Annotated in this window: 21 protein-coding genes and 1 tRNA gene; 9 read left to right on the plus strand and 13 right to left on the minus strand. The window is 73.3% G+C overall.

Features of this window, described 5'->3' with window-relative positions; all coding sequences use genetic code 11:
- Positions 1-6: 6 nt before the first annotated feature.
- Together J2X64_RS01885 and J2X64_RS01890 are read right to left on the minus strand one after the other, a co-directional pair.
- Positions 7-606 (minus strand): hypothetical protein, encoded by a 600-nt coding sequence (locus tag J2X64_RS01885; RefSeq protein ID WP_310148801.1) that lies wholly within the window; start codon positions 604-606, stop codon positions 7-9.
- Complete coding sequence (locus J2X64_RS01890; protein WP_310148804.1) at positions 603-809, minus strand: hypothetical protein; 207 nt, start codon at positions 807-809, stop codon at positions 603-605. The genes J2X64_RS01885 and J2X64_RS01890 overlap by 4 nt, the downstream gene beginning before the upstream one ends.
- A 303-nt stretch (positions 810-1,112) precedes the next feature.
- Here J2X64_RS01890 and J2X64_RS01895 point away from each other — a divergent pair, with 303 nt between their 5' ends.
- Together J2X64_RS01895 and J2X64_RS01900 are read left to right on the plus strand one after the other, a co-directional pair.
- Entirely contained in the window at positions 1,113-1,739 is a 627-nt protein-coding gene (locus J2X64_RS01895; protein ID WP_310148807.1) for a copper resistance protein CopC, read from the plus strand.
- A 147-nt stretch (positions 1,740-1,886) separates the two neighbouring features.
- A tRNA-Lys gene (locus tag J2X64_RS01900) sits at positions 1,887-1,962 on the plus strand.
- Positions 1,963-2,070: 108 nt separating this feature from the next.
- Here J2X64_RS01900 and J2X64_RS01905 read toward each other — a convergent pair.
- On the minus strand, positions 2,071-3,561 hold the full coding sequence (locus J2X64_RS01905) for a choice-of-anchor X domain-containing protein (protein ID WP_310148810.1): 1,491 nt from the start codon (positions 3,559-3,561) through the stop codon (positions 2,071-2,073).
- Positions 3,558-4,502, minus strand: coding sequence for a hypothetical protein (locus J2X64_RS01910; RefSeq protein ID WP_310148813.1), 945 nt, complete (start codon positions 4,500-4,502; stop codon positions 3,558-3,560). The genes J2X64_RS01905 and J2X64_RS01910 overlap by 4 nt, the downstream gene beginning before the upstream one ends.
- A 277-nt stretch (positions 4,503-4,779) precedes the next feature.
- Between J2X64_RS01910 and J2X64_RS01915 the strand changes: the two genes are divergently transcribed.
- Both J2X64_RS01915 and J2X64_RS01920 read left to right on the plus strand, forming a co-directional pair.
- The gene (locus J2X64_RS01915) at positions 4,780-5,214 is read left to right on the plus strand and encodes an NUDIX domain-containing protein (protein WP_310148816.1); all 435 of its coding nucleotides are present in this window, start codon (positions 4,780-4,782) and stop codon (positions 5,212-5,214) included.
- A gap of 26 nt (positions 5,215-5,240) precedes the next feature.
- Entirely contained in the window at positions 5,241-5,834 is a 594-nt protein-coding gene (locus J2X64_RS01920; protein WP_310148819.1) for a dihydrofolate reductase family protein, read from the plus strand.
- 57 nt (positions 5,835-5,891) lie between these two features.
- On the opposite strand, the gene J2X64_RS01925 is transcribed toward J2X64_RS01920, so the two are convergent.
- The 3 genes from J2X64_RS01925 to J2X64_RS01935 are packed head-to-tail and all read right to left on the minus strand — an operon-like array spanning position 5,892 to position 8,981.
- Positions 5,892-6,590, minus strand: a complete 699-nt coding sequence (locus J2X64_RS01925; protein WP_310148821.1) for a hypothetical protein — start codon at positions 6,588-6,590, stop codon at positions 5,892-5,894.
- 49 nt (positions 6,591-6,639) lie between these two features.
- The gene (locus J2X64_RS01930) at positions 6,640-7,377 is read right to left on the minus strand and encodes a copper homeostasis protein CutC (protein ID WP_310148823.1); all 738 of its coding nucleotides are present in this window, start codon (positions 7,375-7,377) and stop codon (positions 6,640-6,642) included.
- Complete coding sequence (locus J2X64_RS01935) at positions 7,374-8,981, minus strand: M81 family metallopeptidase (RefSeq protein ID WP_310148826.1); 1,608 nt, start codon at positions 8,979-8,981, stop codon at positions 7,374-7,376. Before J2X64_RS01935 ends, J2X64_RS01930 begins: the two co-directional genes overlap by 4 nt.
- Before the next feature lie 408 nt (positions 8,982-9,389).
- Here J2X64_RS01935 and J2X64_RS01940 point away from each other — a divergent pair, with 408 nt between their 5' ends.
- Both J2X64_RS01940 and J2X64_RS01945 read left to right on the plus strand, forming a co-directional pair.
- On the plus strand, positions 9,390-9,875 hold the full coding sequence (locus J2X64_RS01940) for a cysteine dioxygenase (protein WP_310148829.1): 486 nt from the start codon (positions 9,390-9,392) through the stop codon (positions 9,873-9,875).
- Positions 9,872-10,423 (plus strand): rhodanese-like domain-containing protein, encoded by a 552-nt coding sequence (locus tag J2X64_RS01945; RefSeq protein WP_310148831.1) that lies wholly within the window; start codon positions 9,872-9,874, stop codon positions 10,421-10,423. The genes J2X64_RS01940 and J2X64_RS01945 overlap by 4 nt, the downstream gene beginning before the upstream one ends.
- Before the next feature lie 94 nt (positions 10,424-10,517).
- On the opposite strand, the gene J2X64_RS01950 is transcribed toward J2X64_RS01945, so the two are convergent.
- From J2X64_RS01950 to bcp, 3 genes are read right to left on the minus strand one after another with little or no spacing between them, the layout of a single operon-like run.
- Positions 10,518-10,811 carry a co-chaperone GroES gene (locus J2X64_RS01950; RefSeq protein ID WP_310153090.1) on the minus strand — a complete coding sequence of 98 codons (294 nt, stop codon included), beginning with the start codon at positions 10,809-10,811 and terminating at the stop codon, positions 10,518-10,520.
- A 25-nt stretch (positions 10,812-10,836) separates the two neighbouring features.
- Positions 10,837-11,106: a DUF3618 domain-containing protein gene (locus tag J2X64_RS01955; protein ID WP_310148834.1), complete on the minus strand. Its 270-nt coding sequence runs from the start codon at positions 11,104-11,106 to the stop codon at positions 10,837-10,839.
- A 46-nt stretch (positions 11,107-11,152) separates the two neighbouring features.
- Positions 11,153-11,626 (minus strand): thioredoxin-dependent thiol peroxidase, encoded by a 474-nt coding sequence (gene bcp, locus J2X64_RS01960; RefSeq protein ID WP_310148837.1) that lies wholly within the window; start codon positions 11,624-11,626, stop codon positions 11,153-11,155.
- A 117-nt stretch (positions 11,627-11,743) separates the two neighbouring features.
- Here bcp and cbiQ point away from each other — a divergent pair, with 117 nt between their 5' ends.
- Complete coding sequence (gene cbiQ, locus J2X64_RS01965) at positions 11,744-13,651, plus strand: cobalt ECF transporter T component CbiQ (protein ID WP_310148840.1); 1,908 nt, start codon at positions 11,744-11,746, stop codon at positions 13,649-13,651.
- Entirely contained in the window at positions 13,648-14,403 is a 756-nt protein-coding gene (locus J2X64_RS01970) for an ABC transporter ATP-binding protein (RefSeq protein ID WP_310148843.1), read from the plus strand. The genes cbiQ and J2X64_RS01970 overlap by 4 nt, the downstream gene beginning before the upstream one ends.
- Positions 14,404-14,436: 33 nt before the next feature.
- Here J2X64_RS01970 and J2X64_RS01975 read toward each other — a convergent pair whose 3' ends face one another.
- On the minus strand, positions 14,437-15,792 hold the full coding sequence (locus J2X64_RS01975) for a CoA transferase (RefSeq protein WP_310148846.1): 1,356 nt from the start codon (positions 15,790-15,792) through the stop codon (positions 14,437-14,439).
- Between the two features lie 163 nt (positions 15,793-15,955).
- Here J2X64_RS01975 and J2X64_RS01980 point away from each other — a divergent pair, with 163 nt between their 5' ends.
- A complete protein-coding gene (locus tag J2X64_RS01980; RefSeq protein WP_310148849.1) occupies positions 15,956-17,500 on the plus strand; it encodes a S53 family peptidase in 1,545 nt (514 codons plus the stop codon).
- A gap of 95 nt (positions 17,501-17,595) precedes the next feature.
- Here J2X64_RS01980 and J2X64_RS01985 read toward each other — a convergent pair whose 3' ends face one another.
- The gene (locus J2X64_RS01985; RefSeq protein WP_310148852.1) at positions 17,596-18,219 is read right to left on the minus strand and encodes a DUF1684 domain-containing protein; all 624 of its coding nucleotides are present in this window, start codon (positions 18,217-18,219) and stop codon (positions 17,596-17,598) included.
- Between the two features lie 7 nt (positions 18,220-18,226).
- On the minus strand, positions 18,227-18,817 hold the full coding sequence (locus tag J2X64_RS01990; RefSeq protein ID WP_310148855.1) for a TMEM175 family protein: 591 nt from the start codon (positions 18,815-18,817) through the stop codon (positions 18,227-18,229).
- Between the last annotated feature and the right edge of the window lie 29 nt (positions 18,818-18,846).

The following is an 18,846-nucleotide window of genomic DNA, read 5'->3' on the forward strand; positions in this document are numbered from 1 at the left end:
CAGAGGTTATGGACGCTGTCCGGCTTCCGCGTCAGTAGGACTACCCATTTGCACCCTTCGTGCCACTGCGCGCAGCGCCCCACGGGGGTCCTTCCCCTCGACGGTGTCGCCCGGCGCCCACTCGTCCAGGCGTGCCGCGATGTACGAGCGGCCGCGCCGCGTGCGAGCAGCCTCCATCGCGCCGACAGGTGCGCCGTCGCGGTGGATGATCCAGTGCGGGAGGGACCCGCTGCGGATCTGCTGCGCGAGGAGCTCGCCGGCCTGCACGGGGGTGGGGTCGATGTCGTGGTGGTTGTCGTCGCCCGCTGCTCGGGTGCCGTCCCAACGCTGGACGAGGCCGCACCGGACGCACGTGAGGGTGGCGTCGAATCGGATGGTCTCGGTGTCGTCGTCGGCGTATCGCGTCTGCTCGGCGACCAGGACGTCGAACAGGTGCATCCCGTCGGTGCAGCGCTCGCGTCGCCACCAGCCGAGCCGTCGCGGCTGGGTGTAGCCGAGGTCGTCGGCGTCCCACAGCCGCGGCTTGCGCACGTCCAGGGGCGGCAGGGTCACCTCGCCGCTCGACGGCTCGTGCCGCGGAATCACCATGCGGCTGAGGATGCTCACGCCGCCACCGTCGCGAAGGCCGCCTCGAGAGCGAGCACCTCGAAGGCCTCCTCGGGGGCGTCCCAGTGTCCGGGCAGGCGGTGGCCGTCCGGGCGGATGGCCCAGAAGCCCGTGGCGAAGTCGCCCAAGACCCGGCCGATGTACCGGTCCCCCACGGCTCCGACTCGCTCGCCGCGGCGAACGGTGGTGAAGGTGATCTGCATGACGTTCCCCTTGAATCCTTGACCATCCGACGTGGACAGTGACCACAGTATGCAGACAAAGAGCAGTCATTGTCTACCCTCTGTGGTCACACCGTGGTCACACCGACCGCCAAGAGCAGCCATCAGGGCCCAAGATGACCCCATGAGAACGCACAGTTTCGTGCTCAGCGACGCAAAAGCGCAGGTCAGAGGTGGTGCATTAGCGGGTTCAAGTCCCGTCACTCACCCCACACCGAGGGCCCCCGACCGACAGGTCCGGGGGCCCTCGCCGTGTCCCCGGCCGCGTCCGGCACCATGGAGGGCGTGTTCGTCCCCACCAAGCGCCAGCAGAAGGTCGTCCGCATCACGGTCTGGGCGGCGGTGCTCGGACTGCTGCTGGGAGTGCTGGCGCAGGTGGTGTTCGCGGTGGGGGCCGACGCCCACACCGCGCTGAAGACCGTCTCCCCCAAGGACGGCGCGCAGCTGACCACCGCCCCGACGCAGGTCGTGCTCACCTTCGACGACCCGATCAGCGAGAGCTTCGCGACCGTGACCGTCACCGGCCCGGGCGGCTCCGTCGGCAGCGGTCGCGCGGTGGTCGACGGCGCGGTGGTGACGCAGGCGCTGCGCCCCGGCCTGGCGGACGGTCGCTACACGGTGGCCTTCCGGGTCGTCAGCGCCGACGGCCACCCGGTGTCCGACACGACCACGTTCCAGCTCGCCGCGTCGCCGTCGCCCAGCGCGACCGCGGCCGCGACGCCGTCGGCCGGGTCCGCGTCGCCCGCGCCCACGGGCTCCGCGACGGCGACGGCGGCCCAGGCCGACGCGGCCCCGGCGAGCGCCGACGACGGGCGCACCAAGCGCCTGGGGCTGGCCGTCGGGGTCGCCGCCCTGGCCCTCGCAGCGGGCACGGCCGTCGTCGCCGCGACGCGCCGCCGCCGGGCCGGCTGACCGCACGCAGCGTGACCGCCGACCCTCCGCGGCGAGGCGGGCGACCTGCCTCAGCGCAGGGCGGCAGGCCCGTTCCGTGCGGCGAAAGGACCGCCGCAGCAGCCGATTTCACCTGCACGGCACCGTCCTGCTAATGTCTCTCCTCGCGCGCCATTAGCTCAATTGGCAGAGCAGCTGACTCTTAATCAGCGGGTTCGGGGTTCGAGTCCCTGATGGCGCACCACCACCGAAGGCCCGCGACTCACGGTCGCGGGCCTTCGGCCGTCCCGGGGGTTGGCCGGTGCGTGCGTGGGGGACGGCACGACCGGCGAGCACCCCCGGTGGCGGGGCCTCACACCACGTCGATCACGGCCTGCGCCTTGAGCGGACACGGCAGGTTCGGGTCGAAGGTCAGGGTGAGCGCGCTGGCCACCATGAAGCCACCGATCGTCTGCGCGGCCACCTCGGGCGGGGTGCCGGGCTTGGTGAGGTTGACGTCCTGCCCGTAGACGAAGACGCGCCACCGCCCGTCGACGGGCAGCTTGTTCTTCGCGAGGATGCCCGCGGCGCGCTCGAGGTCGAACGTCGCGGCATACGTGCCGTCGTTGGCGGCGGGGTCCTTGCCGAGCCCGTCGTCGGTCAGCCTCTCCACGAAGAACAGGCCGTCCGGGCCCGGCGACCTGAAGACGCACAGCCCGTAGAGCTCCGGTCCGCGGAACTGCGACGTGTCCGGGCGGGTGAAGGTCGCGTTGACCCACAGCGGGTCCCACAGGTGCACGACCGACGGCGTGGTGACGGTGACGTCGTCGCAGACGTGGATGTTCGTCTGGGTCTCGCTCACCGAGTGCGTGTAGGTGCCGGCGTCGGTCGTGCGGGTGTACGTCCACTCGACGTCGGCCGTGTACGCCTCCCCCGCGTTCGGCGCCTGGGGCAGGCTCCACGACGCCTCGACCTTCTCCGCCAGCGTCTTCTCCCCGGCACCGGGCGGGGTCGCCTCCTGCCCGCGCCACCAGGGGTCCGCGGCGTCCGAGCACGCGACCGCAAGCGCGACGCTGGCGACGACGCCGGCGACCCCTGCGACGGTCCACTCGGTCTTGGGGGCGGGCGTGCAGCAGCTCACGCTCGGGTCGGTCTCCTCGAACGTCCCCTTCACGCCGACGTTGAAGGTCCCCGCCCCGGCGGCGGCCGCGATGATGCCCACGAGGGCCGCGATGATGAAGACGATCAGCGCCACGACCTTCCACCACGGGTCGGAGAACGGCAGGTCCCCGTGCACACCCTCGTATGCCGGGTTGGGCTGCCACTCCGCCGTGAACCCCACAGGCACCCAGGGGCCGAGCGGCGTGTCGTGGCACTTCCCGTCCGCGGGATCCCGGTCCCAGGCGTCACCCGGTCCGATGACCTTGACCTTGGACATCGTCAGGGTCCCCTCGTCCAGGGTGCAGGTCCACGCCTGCGCAGTGGTGTCGAACCGGGTCTGAGTCACGAAGATCTGGCTCAGCGAGCGCCGGGACGAGAAGCCCGCCGCCGTGGCGACGACGCTCACCCGCGGCTTGCCCGGGCTGGCGTTCTCGAAGTTCGCCCGCCAGGACACGGTGACGGTGGCGTTCGCCGGTACCCGGGGAAGGGTGTGGGTCTGCGGCACGACGGCCACCCCGGGGTCGCTCACGCCCTCGAGGTAGACCTCGACGTCGGTCAGGTCGGCCGACGAGGTGTTCGTGACGTGGCAGGTGATCTCGAGGTTGTAGATCGCGTTGTCGAAGATGCCGTCCGGCAGCATGACGTGGGTGATCGGCTCGACCGCGAATGGGCGGCTCAGCACCTGGAGCGGCGTGGCGGTCATGACTGCTCCTCCCCCTCGCCAGCACGGTGCTTGTCCCCGTGGTGCTGGCGGTCGCCGTCATGCTGGCGGTCGCCGTCGTGCTGCCCCTCGTCGTCCCGGTGCGCGCCCGTGTCCCTCGCATGGGTGACCACGAACATGATTCCTCCCGTCTCGCGGTCCCCGTCGTGCTCCACGACGTGCACCGCCTCGTACTGGCCGCGCTGGAGGCGGCGCCCGTCGATCGCCAGCCGCAGCGGCACCCGGGTCCCGGCCGCGACCCGGACGTCGAGCTCGTGGTGTCCCTTGGCCTCGGACGAGGGGTCAGGGCACAGCGCCGGACCGACCGCGAGCGTGGCCCTGACGGTGCCCGGCCGGGCTGGCTTCAGGTGGGACAGGCCGAGGTGCTCGGCCAGGTCGCGGTCCAGGCTCTGGCGCTCCTCGATCCGGACGTGGGCGGACTTGGCGACCCTGGCCGGTGCGACCAGGGTCAGGGTCAGGACCCTCATCTGGCCACCGGCCTCGAGCACGGTCAGGTTCCGCTGGGCCACCTGGTGGTAGGTCGGCGGGTCGTAGGCGTCCGGCAGCGGGGACGGGAGCGGGTCCGCCGAGGACACGACCACGGCGACGAGGCACTCGTGGCCGTCGTTGACGACGACCGGCAGCCACGGCGTCAGGCACAGCACGTCCATGGACTGACCGGCCGCGACGGTGACGTAGCCGGAGCCGATCGGGTGCGCGGTGGACCTGGCCACCTGCAGCGAGGGGTCGGCCCAGACGAAGTCCACCCGGGCGTCGGCGACGTCCGTGGGGCCCTGGTTGGTCACCGTGGCCCACACGTATGCGGTCTGCCCCCCGACGGGGCTGCCCGGCGGGCCGGTGGGGTCGTCGCCCGGGACGACCCAGATGTCGGTGCTCAGCCACCACGGGTTGCCGTCGCGGATCTCGAGCGTCGTCGCAGCCATGGTCTTGTTCCTCCTCGTCGGAGCCCACTGGTGCTGCGGGTGTCCGCCCCTGCCACGGCCGCCCTGTCTGCCGGTCCCACGGACCGATTCGCCCGGCCCCCCGGGTCGGTTCGCACCGGTCCAACGGACTGCATCCCGTCCTCGACGGGCAGATACCGACCTCTGGACCTGCAAACAAGTACAAGCCGAGGTGACCGGGCCTGTCCTCACGCCAATGACGTAGACCAAGCCATCGGGCTCTGGCCCGCCTGTCGGGCGCTCGTGGTTCCCTGTGCGGGTGGTCGAGGTCGTCGTGGGTGCGCTGGTGAGTGGTCGTCGGGTCCTGCTGGTCCACCGCAGCGCCCACAAGCGTGCCTACCCGGGGGTGTGGGAGCTGCCCGGCGGCGTCGTCGAGGACGGCGAGTCCGAGCTCGAGGCGCTCACGCGCGAGCTGCACGAGGAGCTCGGCGTGCAGGTGGCGACGGACACGGCCTCCCTCCTGTGCCGGCTGGAGGTGCGGCCCGGCGATGAGCCGGCCCGCCTCAGCGCCTGGCTGGTCCGCGACTGGAGCGGCACCCCGGCGAACCTCGCTCCGGAGGAGCACGACGGGATGGAGTGGTTCGACGTCGGCGAGCTGCCCCCGCCCGCGCACGCGCCCGTGCGCACCGCCCTGCTCCACGCGATCGCAGGCGGCGATGTCGAGAACGAGGTCGGGGCTCCGTCCCAGCGGTGACACCCATCGAGAGAACGGATCCCACCGTGACCACCTCACGCACCGTCGTCGCCAACATCACCCTCTCCCTGGACGGCCGCACCCACGGACCCGCGGGCGAGCACGACATGGGCTGGATCGCGCCACACGCCCTGACCGACGTCGCCCGGGACCACATGGTCGACGTCATCACCCCCGCCACGACGATCCTGCTGGGCCGCAAGAACTACGAGGGGTTCTCCGGGTTCTGGCCGGCCGTGGCCGACATGCCCGAGGCCGATCCGCGGGACCGCCGCTTCAGCCGCTTCTTCACGGAGACCGACAAGGTCGTCTTCAGCCGCACCCTGACCGAGCCGCTCTGCGCCAACACCACCCTGACCGCCGACGACCCGGCCACCGTGGTGGCCGAGCTCAAGGAACAGCCCGGCGGCGACCTGGTGGTGCTCGCCTCCTCGAGCGTCATCCGCGCGCTGCTGTGCGCGGACCTCGTCGACCGGCTCAGCCTCACGGTCTGCCCGCAGGTGGTCGGTGGCGGGACGCGGCTCTTCGAGGACGGGCTCGAGTCCTCGACCTGGGCTCCGGTGCACAGCCGGTCCGGCGAGCTCGGCACGACCTGCGTGCTCCTCGACCGGGTGCGCTGACCCGCCGACCGAGCCGTGCCGTCGACCCCGACAGGTCGCGTGGCGCGACCAGGACCGTCACTTGATCAGGCTGATGCCGCGGGCGATGACGAGGACCGAGAGCATGAGGGCGGACACCGACTCGACGGCCATGAGCATCTTGGCGCGCGGCGTCAGGGGCATCGTGTCGGTCGGGCTGAACGCCGAACTGTTCGTCACCGACACGTACAGGTAGTCGATGAAGCCGGGCGCCCACCCCGACAGGGCGGACGACCCCCGCGCCACCTCGCTGATGGCGTCGTGGTCCTCGTCCTGCGGGAAGCGGAAGTCGGCGGTGGGCAGCTGCGGCCTCGGCCTCTGGGTGCGCACGACCGGGCCGCCGCGGTCGAGCTCCCAGTAGGCCAGCGCGAACACGATGACGCTCGTCAGCCACACCTGTCCGGCCGCGAGCAGCAGCCGCGGCCCCTGCTCGGCCTTGCCCGTGACGAGCGCGTTCACGAGCAGCCCGAGGGAGGTCGCGTTGGCGGCGGCGATGAGCAGGACGAGCCCGATCGCGAGACGGCGCAGCCACCGGTTCTCGCGCGTCATCCGACGGGGGTTGGCGGCCACGAGAGGCAGGAAGAGCAGGACCTCGAGGACCGGCACCACGACGCGGGGCGCGACGAGCAGCCCCTGGGGCAGCGTGGCGTACAGCCCGACGGCGACGGCCACGGCGACGGCCGCGGGCAGGCGCGCCTCTCCCGGGTGCTTACGCTGGGGTGGGTGGTGCTGCGTCACGCCCTCAGGTCTATCGCCTCACGACACGGGTCGCAGCGGCGGCACACCGTCACCCGCCTCGTACCGCGGCGAGGACGGCGGCGGCGAGTCCCTCGTCCGTGACGTCGTGCCCGTCCTCGGACTGCCCCAGCGGTATGCCGCGTGCGGCCACCCGTCGCTTGGCCGAGAAGTGCAGCGCGTCCACCCCCGTGGCCAAGAGGGCGGGGACGGCCGCGGCGTCGACGCCGGCCCCCGCCATGACCTCGAGCCGGCCCGCGGCGACGCCGACCATGCGACGCAGGCGGTCCGCGCCGTCGACGGCGCGTGCGGCGCCGCCCGAGGTGAGCACCCGGTCGACGCCGGAGCCGGCCACGAGGTCGAGGGCGGTCACCGGGTCGGCGCTCACGTCCACCGCCCGGTGGAACGTCACCTGGACCCCTTCCGCTGCCTCCCGCAGCCGGTCGAGCACTGCCAGGTCGGGGAGCCCAGTCCCGTCGAGGGCACCGACGACCACGCCGTCCGCGCCCGCGACGACCGCGCGGCGCACGTCGGCCACCATCACGGCGACCTCGTCCGCGTCGTACCGGAAGTCGCCCGCACGGGGACGCACCAGGACGTGGACTCCCACCGCCCCCGCTGCCGCGACCGCAGCCTCCACGACCGCGAGGGACGGTGTCAGCCCACCGAGGGCCAGCGCCGAGCAGAGCTCGACCCGCTCGACCCGGAGGCGCACCGCCACCCGGACCCCGGCGACGTCCTGCACCGCCAGCTCCAGGGCCGGCACCGTCCCCGCCGAGCGGGCGGTCATGCCTGCCCTCCCGCCGGTGTCGGTGTCGTCGCCGGCGTCGGCGTCGCGGGCGTCGGCGTCGCGGGCGTCGGCGTCGCGGGCGGGCCGTCGAGCCGGGCCGGCCCCCTGAGCACGACGGGCGCGAGGTCCGGTTCCCAGCCGCCGCCAACGCGCGCCACGTCGTCGAACGGGTGCATGGGCCGTCGGATGCGGTGGTGCCCCAGGCGTGCGAGGTCCTGGTCCACACCACCCGGGGTCAGCGCGAGGGTCCAGCCCGCCGCCAGGTCGTGCAGCGTCGGCTCGAGGTAGCCGATCTTGGTGACGACGACGTCCGCCGCGACCGGGTCGAGCCCGATCGCGGTGAAGTCCGCGACGTCGTGGAATGCCGTCCGGAACTCCGTGACCACGGCGTGCAGGCCGCCGACCCGGACGACGGCCACTCCCCCCGCCTGCGGGTCGCCCTCGTGCAGCGAGACGAGCACCCCGCGCAGCCGGACGGGCGGCGCCGGCGAGGGCACCGTCCGCGCACCGACCTCGACGTCGACCTCGTCGCCCACGCGGCAGGAGCGCATGTGGGCCAGGGCACCCGCGTCGAAGACGGACGCCACCAGCGTGGTCGGCGCGCCGGGACCGGTGAGCTCGGGCCGCCGCAGCAGCCGGGAAAGCGTCCACGTCACGTCGCCCGTCCCGCCCGCGCCGGGGTTGTCGCCCGAGTCGGAGATGACGTACGGCCGTGCGGTCGTGGCGAGCGCGGCGTCGACCGCCTCGTCGAGCGTCCCCGGCGGACCGACGAAGGCGAACTCGTCGCGCAGCCCCCAGAACCGCTCGGCCAGCTCGTGGGCGCCGGCGGCACAGGCGTCCTCGTCCCAGCCCTGCACCACCACGGCGGCACTGCACCTCGGCTCGTCCGCCCACGCGTACCCCACCCACACGGCCGCGTCGAGGACGCCCTCGCGGGCAGCCACCTCGGGCACCGCGGCATACAGGCCACGCGCGGGCTCCACCCTCGTGCTGGTCTTCTCGCCCGGCAGCAGGACGGGGACCGGGACCCACGCCCGCACCGGCTGTCGGCCCGCGCGCAGCACCTCGACGAGCGTCGCCGCGGCGCGGGCCCGGGTCTCGTCGGCGTCCTCGTGCGGCGCCATCCGGAAGCACGTGAGCAGGTCAACCCGTTCCGCCAGGTCGCGGGAGACGTTGCCGTGCAGGTCCATCGCGGCGGCGAGCACCGTGTCGGAGCCGACGACCGAGCGCACAGCGCGCACGAGGTCGGCCTCGGCGTCGTCCAGCCCGACGACGCTCATCGCACCGTGGATGTCGAGCAGCACGCCGTCGAGGCCGCCGTCGTCGGCCAGCGCCCGGAGACCGGAACGGATGCGGTCGAGGTAGTTGTGGTACACCTCGGCCAGGACCGCCCCACCGGGGAGTGAGCGCGCGAAGTGCACTCCGTACCAACGGATCCCGTCGCCATCCTGCGGCCGTATGCCGTGCCGCGCAAGGAGCTCGTCCCCCTCCATGACGTGGAAGTCTCGGGCCTCCGCCCGGTGCGGCGAGAACGTGGACGACTCGATCCACATCCCCACCACGGCGATCCGCAGCGGGCGGTCAGGGGCTGTCGGGCTCGGCACGGCCTCACGCTACCGACTCCCTCCGTGCGTCCCCGCACCCCGCGTGGCCCTGACGCATCCCGTTCCGCGAGACGCGGCACGCCCCTCGTGGACGAGTGGGGCGGCCCCGTGCTCCACTGGTGTCGTGACTTCCTCCACCGCCACGACGCGCACGCACATGGTGTCCATGTGCCACGGCGTCATGCGGTGTCGCTGCTGCGCCTGACCCCAGCCCGCACCAGCCCGCGTCCGCCGTTCCCGGCAGGACGCACGAGACCGGAGACCACCCCATGGCCACGACGCCGACCAGCCACACGGCATACCGCCGCATCCACCTCGACCTGCACCTGACGCAGGGGTCCGTATGTCCCCGAATGTGCTGCCCCGCAACGCATTCCGACATCCAGACCACTGACCAGGAGCACCACCGTGAGCATCGCCACCACCGCCGGGACCCCCGGCGTCAACCGCTTCACCCGTCACCAGCTGCTGCGCACCGCGCGCCTCTTCGCCTCCGACCCTGACCTGCACCGCCTCGTCGACCTCGACGCGCGCGAGCGCACCTGGACCCGGCTCGACGCCACCGAGCACCTCGAGATCTGGCTCATCGGCTGGCCGGTCGGCAGCGGCACGGGCTGGCACGACCACCTCGAGTCCGAGGGCGCGTTCCTCACCGTCCGCGGCGAGCTCGCCGAGCAGTCGTGGGCGTCCGGCACCGTGCACGACCGGTTCCTCTGGGAGGGCGAGGGCCGGTCGTTCGGTGCCCGCCACGTGCACAACGTCGTCAACCTCGGCGACCGTCCGGCGCTGTCGGTGCACGTCTACTCCCCCGCCCTGCGCGGGATGACCCGCTACGCGCTCGTGGACGACGTCCTGCGTCGCCTCGGCGTCGAGCGTGCCGGGGAGCAGTGGTGACCGCCACCGCGACGGCGCCCGTCGCCGCGACGACCCCGGTCACCGCGACTGCGCCGGTCACCGCCTCCGTCTTCTGGGAGTCCCGCCTCTACAGCGACCCGTCGAGCGCGCCGGCGGCGGCGGACGGACCCGGCGCCGGCCGGGGCTGGGACGCACCGCTCTACGACGGCATCGACGACCAGCTGCGCGACGCCCGCAGCCGCCTGCTGAGGGTGAGCGCGCGGGCCGCCTACCAGGAGGTGCTGTTCGGCCGGGCGGTCCTGGTCGACATCCGCCCCGCGGCCCAGCGGGCGGCCGAGGGCGAGGTGGCGGCCCACCTCGCGCCGCTCGTCGTCGAGCGCAACGTGCTCGAGTGGCGGTTCGACCCGCGCAGCGCGGCTCGTCGCCCCGAGGCAGCGTTCGACACGCGCGTCATCGTGCTCTGCCAGGAGGGCTACACCTCGTCACTGGCGGCGGACGCCTTGCTGCGGCTGGGGATCCGAAGGGCGACCGACGTGGTCGGCGGCTTCCGGGCATGGCGCGAGGCGGGGCTGCCCGTGGCCGCGTGACGTCCGGCGGCCCCGACCTCCGCGGGCGTCGGGGCCGGCGCACGTCACCTCCGTGAGCACGCCGCCGTCACGGCCTCACCCTCGCGACGAAGGTTCAGAGGTAGAGGCCGGTCTGGCCGTCGTCCACCCGGGCGGCGGCCACGGCGTGGATGTCGCGCTCGCGCAGGACGACGTAGTCCTTGGCCTGCACCTCGACCTCCGCGCGGTCCTCGGGGTCGAACAGCACGCGGTCGCCCAGCTCGACCTGGCGCACGTTGTGCCCGACGGCGACGACCGAGCCCCACGACAGGCGTCGCCCGATGCTCGCGGTCGCCGGGATGACGATGCCGCCGCCGGAGCGCCGCTCCCCCTCACCCTCGAGGGCGACGAGGACGCGGTCGTGCAGCATCCGGATCGGCAGGCGGGAGGTGTCCTCAGCCACGACGACGGCGCACGGCACCCAGCCCGATGAGGGCCACCGCTGCCGCGGCGAGGGCGGCGATGCGCTCGGTGCGCAGCTCCCCGGTGGGGGTGCGCGTCGCCTCGGTGAACTTCGCCTTGGCGGTCTCGACCTGCCGCCGGGCGATCTCCTGCGGGGCGGTGCGGGTGTGCAGCTCGTCGACGGTGCCGGCGAGACGGCTGCGCGCAGCAGCGATCTCGGCCTCGATCTCGTCGACGGACTTCGGTGCGGTGTGCTCGCTCATGGTCGTCTCCTGCGGGCCGGCGGATGGGTTCGGCGGTGGGCCGGGATCAGTCGTCGATGCCGAGGTCGCGGCGCAGCTTGGCCACGTGCCCGGTGGCCTTGACGTTGTACTGGGCCTGCGTGACGGTGCCCTTCTCGTCGAGGACGACGGTGCTGCGGATGACGCCCTCGACGGTCTTGCCGTAGAGCTTCTTCTCGCCGTACGCGCCGTAGCTCTGCATGACGACCTTGTCGGCGTCGGAGAGCAGCGTGATGGTCAGGCCGTCCTTCTCGCGGAACTTCGCCAGCTTGTCCGGCGAGTCCGGGGAGATGCCGAGCACCTCGTACCCGTGGCCACGCAGGCTGGCGATGTTGTCGCTGAAGTCGCAGGCCTGGGTGGTGCAGCCAGGCGTCATGGCAGCCGGGTAGAAGTACACGATGACCTGCTTGCCCCGCAGGTCCGACAGGGTGACCTTGCCGCCCTTGTCGTCGGGGAGCGTGAAGTCGGGGGCGGTGTCGCCGGGGGTCAGACGGTCAGCCATGGTCGCCTCGCTCTCGCCGGGGTTCTGTTGTTGCAACTCGTTTGCAATAAGGTGGTCTCCAGCAGCGTCCCCAACCTATCCCAGGTGGGTGCGGTCCACCCGACTGGCAGGAGCCCCGTGCACGTCCCCGACGGATTCCTCGACGCGTCCACGTCGTGGGCCACCGCCGGCGTCGCCACGGCCGGTGTCGGATCGGCCCTCGTCGGCGCGGCCCGCCGCGAGCTCGACGACCGCACGGCCCCCTTGGCCGGTCTCGTGGCAGCCTTCGTCTTCGCCACGCAGATGCTCAACTTCCCCGTGGGCGCCGGCACGAGCGGCCACCTGCTCGGCGGGGCGCTGGCGGCCGTGCTGGTCGGCCCCGCGACCGCCACGCTGTGCCTCACGGTCGTGCTCCTCGTGCAGGGCCTGCTCTTCGCCGACGGCGGCCTCACGGCCCTCGGCACCAACATCACGCTCATGGGCCTCGTGGGGGTCTGGGCCGGGTACCTCGTCTTCCGGCTGGTCCAGTCCGCGCTCCCCCGGCGCGTGTCGATGGTCGCGCCGGCGGCCGTCGCCGGGGCCTTCGTCTCCGTCCCGGTCGCGGCGCTGGCCTTCTGCGGGCTGTATGCCGTGGGCGGCCAGGCCGCCATCCCGCTCGACCGCCTCGTGACCGCGATGGTCGGCTGGCACCTGCTCATCGGCATCGGCGAGGCGATGATCACCGGGTTGGCCGTCTCCTCGATCCTCGCCGTGCGCCCCGACCTCGTCCACGGCGCCCGCCGCGTCCTGGCCCGGCGCGAGCTCGCCGTCCGCGCCGGGGTGGCCGTGTCGCACGGGACCCCGGCACCCCACCCGGGCTCACCCGGACTCGCGACAGGTGGTCCCACCACCCCCGCGCCGGCGGAGCCCGCCCCGGGCCGCAGTCGCTCCGGCGCCCGCCCGTCGGTGAGCTCGCGCTCCCTGCTGCTCACCGGGCTCGTCGTGGCCCTGCTGCTCGCCGGCGTCGTCTCCTTCTACGCCTCGAGCCACCCGGACGGCCTCAACCACGTCGCCCGCACGCTCGGCTTCGGCAGCACCGCCACCCCGCACGCGTCCGACGGGTCCCCGTTCTCCGGCTACGCGACCCGGGGCATCGGCGACGTCCGCCTCTCCCGGGGACTGGCGGGCGTGGTCGGCGTGGTCCTCGTCGCCGCCCTCGGCGCCGGCCTGTTCTGGAACCTGCGCCGCAAGGCCCGCCCCGACGCCGAGACCGCGAGCGCGAGCGAGCCCGCGAGGACAACCCGAACGGGCGCCGGCCACGGCCACCACCTGCACTTCCACGGGTACTCGACGATCCACCGCCTCCCGGCCCACACCAAGCTCGTGGCCCTCGTGGCCTACGTCGTCGTCGTGGTGGCCACGCCGCGGGAGCTGCCCTGGGTGTTTGCGGTCCACGCCGTCCTGCTCGGCGTGGCCGTCGCGGTGTCGCAGGTACCTGTGCGCTACCTGGCCCGCCGGATGGTCGTCGAGGTCCCCTTCGTCGTCTTCGCGCTCCTGCTCCCCTTCGTCGCCACCGGCCCTCGGGTCACCGTCGGCCCGCTCAGCCTGTCCCAGCACGGGCTGGCCGGTGCCGCAGCCCTGCTCGTCAAGGGCACCCTGGGCGTGCTGGCGTCGCTGCTCCTTGCGGCCACCACGGAGCCCCGGGACGTCGTCGCCGGGCTGGAGCGGCTGCGCATGCCGCACCAGCTCGTGCAGATCATGGGCTTCATGATCCGGTACCTCGGGGTGGTGACCGGCGAGCTCTCGCGGATGCGCGTGGCCCGCGAGTCCCGCGGCTTCCGGGCCCGGTCGGTGCGGTCCTGGCCAGCGCTCGCGTCCACCGTGGGGGCCCTCTTCATCCGCTCCTACGAGCGTGGCGAGCGGGTCCACCTCGCGATGCTGTCCCGCGGCTACACCGGGCGTATGCCGGTGCCGCACCCCATGACCGCGACCGCCGCCCAGTGGCGGCTCGCCGCAGCCCTGCCCGTCGCGGCCCTCGCCGCCCTGCTCCTGGGAGTCGCCGCGTGACCACCCCCGTCCTCGACGTCCGCGGTCTCGCGTACGCCTACCCCGACGGCCACCAGGCCCTCTTCGGGGTCGACCTGCACGTCCACCGCGGCGAGCGGGTCGCCCTGCTCGGGCCCAACGGCGCGGGCAAGACCACCCTGGTGCTGCACCTCAACGGCATCCTGTCCGGCGGGGCCGGGTCGGTCGAGGTCTCCGGGCTGCCGGTCACGGACGAGAACCTCATGGAGGTCCGCCGCCGGGTCGGGGTCGTGTTCCAGGACCCCGACGACCAGCTGTTCATGCCGACCGTGCGGGCCGACGTGGAGTTCGGGCCCGCCAACCTCGGGCTGCGGGGAGCCGCGCTCGAGGCCCGCGTGGTCCACGCGCTGGAGCAGGTCGGGATGCTCGAGCACATCGACCGGCCGCCACACCACCTGTCGTTCGGCCAGCGCCGCCGCGTCGCGGTCGCCACGGTGCTGGCGATGGAGCCCGAGGTCCTCGTCCTCGACGAGCCCTCGTCCAACCTCGACCCGGCGTCGCGGCGCGAGCTCGCGGACATCCTGCGTTCGCTGGACGTCACGGTCCTCATGGTCACCCACGACCTGCCCTACGCGTACGAGCTCTGCCCTCGGTCCGTCGTGCTGTCCGGTGGCGTGGTCGTCGCCGACGGGACCACCCGGGACGTCCTCACCGACGACGCACTCATGGCCGCGCACCGCCTCGAGCTGCCCTTCGGGTTCGACCCGCGGAACGTCCCGGCGCCCCAGCACTGAGGGGGGCGCCGCCGCGGCGACCTCCGCGACCGATCAGCCCCGGTCGACCCACTCCGCCTCGTCGCTCCCCCACCGGCGGCCGACCCACGCGAACTCCGTCGGCCCGTCGTCGACCCGGAACGCCGGCCGGGGGCCCGTCACCACCCCCGCCTCGGTCCGAGTCCCCACGGTCCACGGGCCCGTGTCGGCGACCGGCGCTGCGGGTCCGTCCAGCGCGTCACTGCGCAGCAGCCAGTGCGCCGTGCGGGCGAGGTGCGCCCGGACCCGCCACGTCCCGCCCTGCTCGCCGCGGGCGCGCAGGGCCGTGAGGACGCCCGCCGCCAGCAGGTACCCGGTGGCGTGGTCGAGGGCCTGGGCCGGCATGGCCGCCGGGACGGCGCCGTCCGCCGACTCGAGCAGGGAGATGCCGGTCGCCGCCTGGACGATCGAGTCGAACCCGCGACGGCCGCCCCACGGCCCGTCGGGGGTCCACGCGGACAGGCTCGCGTGGACCACGTGCGGGTGCCGGTCCGCGACGCTCGCCGCGTCGAGGTGGTATGCCGCGAGCGCACCGGGGCGGTAGCCGGTCACGAGCACGTCGGCCTGCGCCAGGAGCTCGTGCACCCGGGCGCGCGCGTGCTCGACGTGCAGGTCGACGAGCGTGGACCGCTTGCCCGCGTCGGTGTCGAGGTGCAGCGCCTCGAGCTCGGGCAGGTGCGGGCTGTCGACCCGCAGGACGTCGCACCCGAGGAAGGCCAGCGTCCGGGTCGCGACCGGCCCCGCGAGGACGCGCGTGAGGTCGAGCACACGCACCCTGCGCCCGAGGGTCGCCACGTCCACCGGGCCCACGGGGCCTGCGGCCGGGTCACGCTCGACGGCGAGGAGGTCGTGGGCGTCGACGGCGCGCGCCTGCTCCCCCGCCATCCACTCCGCGAGTGTGCGCACGCGCACCGCGATGCCGTGGTCGGCGGTGACCACGTCCTCCACCTCCTGGGCGGGGCGCTCGGCGACCGCTGCGACGACCTCCGCCCGTCCGGCGTCCGCCGGCAGGTCGAGCGCCCGCAGCAGCCGGTCGCGGTGGTGCGGGTAGTTCGCGTGCGTGCGCACCCAGCCGTCGGAGGCCGCGAAGAAGCCGGACAGCGGGGCGAAGCCCTCGACCGGGCGCCCGTGGACCTGCTGCACCTGGTCGGCCCGGAACGCGGTCGCAACCTGCCTGGGGTCGACGTGCACGCGGCGGGCGCCGGTGAGCGCGAGCCCGGCCAGTCCGGCCGCCGCCACCGACCCGGCGGCCAGGGTGCCGACCGGCAGGGCGGACGGCAGGAAGCTGCCGCCCGCGAGGTCGAGGTGCTCCACGGCATACGCCTCGTCGAGGCCCAGCACGGGGAGCACGTCACGCAGCAAGGGGTTCACGGCACGACCCTAGGACGACGGCGACCCGATCCGAGCCGTCCGCGAATCCATGACGTTTGTCATGCCCGAAATCACCCGAACGTTCGAGCCTGTCGGAGGGCCCCGACCCGATGGTGTCCACGGGGACCGACCGGTCCCCGCCGTCCAACCAAGGGAGCACACGATGACCCTGAAGCTCGGTGTGGTCGCCGCCGTGGTGGCCGCCGGTCTCGGCCTCGCGGCCGCAGGCCCCGCGCTGGCCGCGTCCACCGCGCCGGTGCTGACCGGCACGGACCTGTCGGCGCAGGCGCCGGAGTCCGCGTTCCACGCGAAGGGGGCCGACGCCGGCGCTGTCGCGTGCACGCGGCCGGCACCCGACGGTCGCGTCTCGACGACCCTCCACTGCTACACCCCCGACCAGATCCGCGCGTTCTACGGGCTGGAACCCCTCACCCCGAGCACCACGGACGGCGCCGGGCAGACCATCGTCCTGGTCGACTCCTACGGCAGCCCGACCGCCGCGCAGGACGTCGCCTTCTTCGCCAAGACCTTCAACGGGCCCACGCCGGACTTCGAGGCCGTCTTCCCGATCGGCAACGTCGACTACACCCACGCCACGGGCAACGGCAGCGGCCAGGCGGGCCCGACCTCCGCCGAGGGCTGGGCCGGCGAGGCGAACCTCGACGTCCAGTGGGCCTACGCCATCGCACCCAAGGCGCACATCGTCCTCATCGGCACGCCGGTCGCCGAGACCCAGGGCGTCCAGGGCATGCCGAACATGATGAAGGCCATCGACTGGGCCGTCGCCAAGTACCCGGCCGGCACGGTGTTCTCGATGTCGTTCGGCACCAGCGAGGAGGCCTTCGGGGGTGCGTCTGCTGCAGGGCAGTTCGCCAAGTTCGACCAGACCTTCCAGCGCGGGCTGGCGAAGCACGACACCTTCTTCGCCTCCTCCGGTGACGACGGGTCCCTCGGCGTCGGCCGGGCGCACCGACAGAGCCAGACGCTGGACCACCCGTCGGTGAGCTACCCGAACTCCTCGCCGTACGTGACCTCGGTCGGTGGCACCCAGGTGCAGTCCGGATGGACGTGGAACCCCACGCAGGACAAGCCGTTCAACGACGACGGCAGCCGCAACCCGCTGTACTGGGCCTGGAACTCCGGCGGCAGCAGCCAGGCCGTCTGGAACGAGAGCTGGGCCGGGATCGGCACCGGCGGCGGCCAGTCGAGCGTCTACCCACGCCCGTCCTGGCAGTCCGGCGTCGCGTCGGTGGTCGGCTCGCACCGCGGCGTCCCCGACGTCGCCTGGAACGCGGCGGTCAACGGCGGGGTGCTCGTCTACCACTCCTACTTCCAGAACCTCGACGGCGTGGCCTGGGGCGTCTTCGGCGGCACCTCCGCCTCCTCGCCGCAGGTCGCCGCGGTGACCGCGATCGCCAACGCCGCCCGCAAGGCCGCCGGCAAGCCGGGCATCGGCAACCTCAACGAGACGATCTACGCACCGTCGTTCCCGCGGGCCACGGCCTTCAGCGACGTCGTCGCCCACACCTACGGCACCGCCCCCAGCGGCGTCCTGCAGGACAACCGCATGTGGGAGTACGGCGCCGACGGGTTCGTGCACCCGGGCCCGGTCCCGGGCTGGCCGACCACCACCGGCTACGACCTCACCACTGGCTGGGGCAGCCCGAACGCCCCCGGCTACGTGGCGGCGCTGACCGCGGCACCGTGACGCGGTCGGTGTCACGAATCCCGTTGTGACGCACTGAGAACGCGTCGGCCCGGGTCCTCTCCGGACCCGGGCCGACGTGCGTCCGGTGCAGCTCGTCAGGCGTCGTAGCCCTCGGGCAGCAGCTCCCCCACGGGTGTCGCCGAGGCGATCCGGTTGGCTGGCGGGGCGAGCGGGCAGACCCAGCGGTAGTCGTAGACGCACGACGGGTTGTAGGCGAAGTTGAGGTCGACCACCCACGCGTCCCCGTCCCGACCGAGGTCGCTGCCCTTGACCGTGTCGAGCACGTATCGGCCGGCGCCGTACGTCTCGCTCCCGGCCGACCCGTCGCGCAGCGGCAGGAACACGCCGCCGCCGTAGGAGTCGAGCCACCACACGGCCACCTCGCCGAGGTCGCCGAGCGCGACCGTGCCGATCCCGCTGAACGGCACGACCCCGTCGGTGCCCGTCGTGAACTTCCAGCCGTCGAGCTCGGCCGGCACCACCGGCACCGTGAACCGGAAGGACGGGTCGTATGCCGCGTGCCGCATCCGCTGCCCCGGCCGCCGGGGTGACGCCGGGTGGGTCTCGAACAGCTCGGTCCGCCCCTCCACCCAGAGGGCGTGGGCGGCCGCAGGGTCGCGCTCGGCGCGCACCGCGGCATACAGGGAGTGCACCTCGCGTCTCCAGGAGGCGACCTGGAGCGGCGGCGGGTAGGTGAGGTCGTCGTCGACGGCGGTCATGGTCGGCTCAGTCCTCCAGGGCGTGCTCGTGCACGAAGCGCTCGGCCCGGCGGTCGGGGACGAGCCAGGTGATGGCGGCGGCGACGTAGGCGGCGACGCCCAGCCACGGCGAGACGAACGTCCCGAGGATGCCGAGGACGTAGACGACCGGGCTCAGCTTGCCCTTGAGGTCGCGCCCGACTGCCTGGCGCAGCAGGCTCTCGCGTCCCTCGCGCCGGAAGATCGCCAGCTGCAGCACGTAGTAGGAGACCGCCGCCAGCAGCAGGTTCGCGCCGTAGACCCCGACGGGCAGCGGGGCGAAGCGCGTGTCGTCCATCCACGCGGTCGTGAACGGCACCAGCGACAGCATGAACAGCAGCGCGAGGTTGGCCCAGAGGATGGCGCCGCTGACGTGCCGGACGAGCTGGAACATGTGGTGGTGGTTGTTCCAGTAGATGCCGATGTAGACGAAGCTCAGCAGGTAGGTGAGCAGCCCCACGAGCGACGGCCGCAGCGCCTCGAAGGTCGGCTCCTCGGGCACCTTGAGCTCGAGCACCATGATCGTGATGAGGATCGCCAGGACCCCGTCGCTGAACGCCTCGAGCCGCCCGGTCCGCATGCGCGAAGTCTAGGCACGTCGTGCCCGGC

It is taken from the genome of Phycicoccus sp. 3266 (genome assembly GCF_031456495.1).
GTDB lineage: Bacteria > Actinomycetota > Actinomycetes > Actinomycetales > Dermatophilaceae > Pedococcus.